Origin of the sequence: Pseudomonas gregormendelii, from assembly GCF_017114825.1 — a bacterium.
GTDB lineage: Bacteria > Pseudomonadota > Gammaproteobacteria > Pseudomonadales > Pseudomonadaceae > Aquipseudomonas > Aquipseudomonas gregormendelii.
In genome coordinates, this window is sequence record NZ_JADEVO010000079.1 from 1 (window position 1) to 4,438 (window position 4,438).

Below are 4,438 nucleotides of genomic sequence, written 5' to 3' on the forward strand. Positions count from 1 at the left end.
CTGGCTGAGGCCCTGGATATGACCGATTTGAATGGCGGCGCGTTCTTCGACGCTGAGTTCGTGATAGGACATGGGGCAGCACCGTACCGGAAAGGTCAGGTGTTGCACTCAGTTTTTGCCGCCGCCCCCTGTAATCGACTCCGCATTATAAACTCCGCTCTTCGCAAATTTTACTACTTCACGGAAAAGCTCAGCCTTGACAAAATTGGCGTGAGTTTTTTTAGATTCACCTGCTAAAATTTCACATTTTTTGATCAGCTCCACTCCATTTTTATTCAAAATGAAATCTAGTTCTGCTTCTGTAAATCCACCTTTTGTGTTCATCAACAGGGCGGCTTCACTTTTCTCAATTAGCCAATCGTCAGCCAAAACAACGCCCTTATTCCTTTTAACAGCTCTTAATTCAATCAGTTTCTTTTCATCAAGAAATTGGTCATTTAAAAAGAAATTCAACTTTTCTTCCGAAATGATTTCCTTCTCTTTCTTAATCAGCTTCGACTCACTGCGAGAAATCCTGGCATCATGACTGAGGACTTCCAAGTCAAAACCCAACGCCTGAACTGCTTTATGGATAAAAAACTCATAATTGTTGCGAGAGTAGTTTTCCAGCGCGATCATTTTGCAAATCGCTTTACCGGTAGGATTTTTTACAAAATCATAAGCCGCTGTTAACGTTTGTGATACGTCGAAAGCTTCGTTTTGGATCTCATTTGCAGCTAAATTGAATGCTACGCTGAGTTCTTTTTCTGGAAGATTTCGTTTCGCATATCTTAAATCGTAAGCAATATTTACAGTTTCAACTGCTCGAAATCTCTTGATGCTTTGAATCACGCTAGCAGGTGAAACCGTGCCGCAGCAATGCACCAATACGTTTTTGAAATCTTGCAGGGTACATGCCCAACCGGGCCCAATGTATGGGCTGCATATTACGACATCGTAGCGGTCTAATGACTCTGGTTTTCTTGAAATTTCTATAACACCGTTAGCTGTGACATTGCCTTCGGAACTGTATAGATAAACCGCATTCAGGCCAGCCTTTATGAAAGCAGCTTCAAGAGCTTTCCCGTCCTCAATTTTCCCGTCGAAGAAATAAGCAGATTTAACGCCGTCAGCTTTTCTCAATTTAACGATTGCTGCAAGTTCTGCGACCTTAGCACCCATGGAAACTTTTATACTGGAATAATCACTCGACGGAGTTGTCAGGGCAGGAAATTCTTTCCCAGTAAGACTCTTAATGATATCGAGATAGACTTGGCCAAGTTGAGCGTCAGCAAGCACAACAGTCTCTGCACTTTTAATGGCATCAAAAATAATTTCCCAACCAAACACTTTATCTTGCATGGAGCCTGACAAAAACGCACCGCCATTCACCTGCTCTATAAGCCTCACAACTTCATCAATAAACAGAATTTTGTTATCCTTTCTGAGTTCAGCGTACTGCTCCATTACGAATGAGTTCGCGGTTGTACGGAGGCCTTTTTTTGGAGAATCCGTGTCGATTAACGATTGATAGTGTTCGGCTGTGCCAACGTATTTATCTAGCAAAGGTTTCAATGGGGCCAAGTAGACTGGCATTTTGTCGTTCAGCATCGCATCTGCAAACCAGGGCTCGATGCATTCAACGTTTTTGCCAGCTCCCATTTGAGCTACGAGAGCCAGTGAACTATTGAGTGCAAGCCCCTTGTAATCGACTACCTCAACCTCGTTCGGCTTGATCATCCGGCTAACTTTTGCCGTCGTCGTTAAATCGTGTTTCTTGTACTTTTTAGACAATAATGAGGTGATCTCATATACTTGTTTAGAATTCTCAATAATATACAGCAATGTATGTAAGTCTTTTTTATGGGCAAGTCTGTCGAGATCGCTGAATATTTGACGCGACGCCTTACCTGCCTCGTGAATGCTTTTTGCACTCTCTATTTTTTGCTGGATCAAAAGCACATTTTTTTCAAAAACCAGAGTGTTCAAATCGTCACCGATGAGGTCCATTCCGGCCTCCAAGGCAATAAGTGCAGTACGGGCGCTGGTGTAGTGAATGAAAAAGCCGGTGCGATCTGAACCGAGAGAATCTACCTTTTCTTGCAGCAGATCCGAATCAGAAAAAACGGTGAAGGTGGCGTGAGGTGAACGGATTGATCCGTCAAGGGTTAAGACTTCCATGGTGTTTCCTATTTATAGATTTATCGTTGGCATTTACAGTATAACGTCTTGTAAATTACTTTGCAAGTAAATAACCTTTCTTTTGCAGATTTATTAAATTTATTTTTCCGAAAACCCTCCTTTCCTGCTGAAGCCCAGGAAAATCAACGCTTACAGCGCTTTCAGCGCTAAAGGGGCCAGCGGGGGTGGTTGACCTATAAATGGGGGTGACAATCCCCTTTCAAATCAGTATGATCCGTCGCTGCTGCAAGGCATGCGGGGTTGGCGAAATTGGTATACGTAGCGGACTTAAAATCCGCCGCCTCACGGCATATGGGTTCAAGTCCCATACCCCGCACCATCACTTACTTCAGTTCAGATACACCCTCCTCCCAAGCACCACTCCCACCCCGCTGGCCCCCTTCAGGCGTTAGCCTGGGCTTCTTTAGCACCCATTCTTCTTCGAAAAATAAAAATCTTATCTTAAGAGATTTATTTCACTTTTCCGATTTCTGAAACCCGCTAAACACGTGGCCTCCAGCCGATTTTCAAGCCAAAATTTTTGCAAAATAAAACTCCAAAAAAGCCCTCCACTCCAGCGTCAAAATGTCAGCCAGGTAAACATTCGCAAGCCATGATACAAGACAGTATAATATCTTCACTTAAGGAGATGTGATGAAAATATTAGGAATAGACCCTGGGCTAAGCGGAGCTGTCGCCATTCTGGATGATGGGCAGCTCGTAGAGATTATTGATATCGAAGCCTCGGAAAGTCGCATCAACTGCGCGCACCTCGCTTCACTGATACAAAGGCATCAACCGGAATTCGCCGTCTGTGAGCTTGTCTCGTCTCGTCCTGGTCAAGGCGTCACATCGACGTTTACGTTTGGCCACGCCCTGGGCTCGATAACCGGCGTACTCTCGGCCTTGGGCGTTCCGTACCTACTCATCCGGCCCCAGGCGTGGCAAGGCCATTTCGGAATCGAATCCAGCTCAAAAGACAAAGCATTACACAAGCAGGAAATCGCCGACCTCGCACAGAGACTTTACCCTTCCGCCTCTCTGCACGGCCCCAGGGGCGGTTTACGAGACGGTCGCAGCGACGCCCTCCTCCTCGCTCGTTACGGGCACGAACATCTCTCAGGCAGCTCCCCGGAAGCGCTAATCCAGTCACATAAACCGAAGCCTAAGAAAGCGACATTGCGAAAGAAGAAACCCACAAAATCCAAGGCTTCAGACCCCAACACTGTCGTCCTATAAAAGAAAAACCAGTGCCTCCTCCATGTGCTTCAATTTAGTGAAATTCAGTGGAGGACGGAACATGGCAATGGAATGGCTCGGAAGCGTTGTCAGCGCTGTATTGAAGAACGCCCCTGGACCGATGCTAGCCATTGGCATCGCAAGCAGCCTTGTTCTCTTCTCTCCGGACTCGATGATTGAAAGCCTCGGGATGACTGCCTTTCGAACAGAACACAAGGCTGAGATCGGCGGCGCCTTCCTTCTTTCTATAGCGTACCTTTCCGCAACAACAATCCTTTGGCTCAAGGACGTAATCATCAAGGCTTGGACGGTCCGATCCGCCCGACTCGTCCGCGAACAGCGCCTTCGTGAGCTGACACCAGCCGAAAAGTCCTACCTAGCTCCATACGTACTTGGACACGAAAACACTTGCTACTTCGAACCAGAGGACGGAATCGCTGGAGGGTTGAGCGCAAAGAACATGATTTATCGAAGCTCGGGTGTCTTCAACATCATGAGAGGCGTGCCTCACAACATTCAGCCCTGGTGCAAGGATTACCTGACGGCTCATCCAGAGCTTTTGGAAGGAGCTTCTCCGCCTCGCCAGCATGGAAGAAATGGGCGGATCTGATCCGTCTTCCATTTTTGTTCTAGTAACAAATCTGTCCGGCATCGCTTTTGGCAACAAAAAGCAATTTTACATTGCGCTATAATATCTTTTTATTTTTATATATAGTTATAATATATGAGAGAACAATATTAGAGCGTCCATTATGTCAGAACCAAAATACAATCAGATTTCCGGTATTACAGAATTCAAGCACGTTAAAAGCATCACGGATATTCAGCCTTCTGTGGCCGCTAAAAAGGAAATTCGATTCCTCGCACAACCCAACGGTGTAACCATTGCCTGCTACATGTTTATGGACTCAGGCTGTTGCCGCTGACCGAAAACTGACCCAGTAGGGGCTGTTCTGCCGACTGAAAACTGACCCAGGTGTTCAACTGCTTCTGCTCACTTTTTGAGCAGGAGAACACAGGGTGATCAGCATGGAAATGT

General features: G+C 46.0%; 2 protein-coding genes and 1 tRNA gene. 2 read left to right on the forward strand and 1 reads right to left on the reverse strand.

The window, feature by feature from the left end; translation table 11 throughout:
- Positions 1-108 precede the first annotated feature (108 nt).
- Positions 109-2,160, reverse strand: a complete 2,052-nt coding sequence (locus IMW75_RS26495) for a hypothetical protein (protein WP_205894278.1) — start codon at positions 2,158-2,160, stop codon at positions 109-111.
- 255 nt (positions 2,161-2,415) lie between these two features.
- On the opposite strand from IMW75_RS26495, the gene IMW75_RS26500 reads away from it, so the two are divergent.
- Both IMW75_RS26500 and IMW75_RS26505 read left to right on the forward strand, forming a co-directional pair.
- Positions 2,416-2,500: transfer RNA gene (locus IMW75_RS26500), tRNA-Leu, on the forward strand.
- A gap of 960 nt (positions 2,501-3,460) precedes the next feature.
- The gene (locus tag IMW75_RS26505; RefSeq protein WP_205894279.1) at positions 3,461-4,009 is read left to right on the forward strand and encodes a superinfection exclusion B family protein; all 549 of its coding nucleotides are present in this window, start codon (positions 3,461-3,463) and stop codon (positions 4,007-4,009) included.
- Positions 4,010-4,438: the final 429 nt, after the last annotated feature.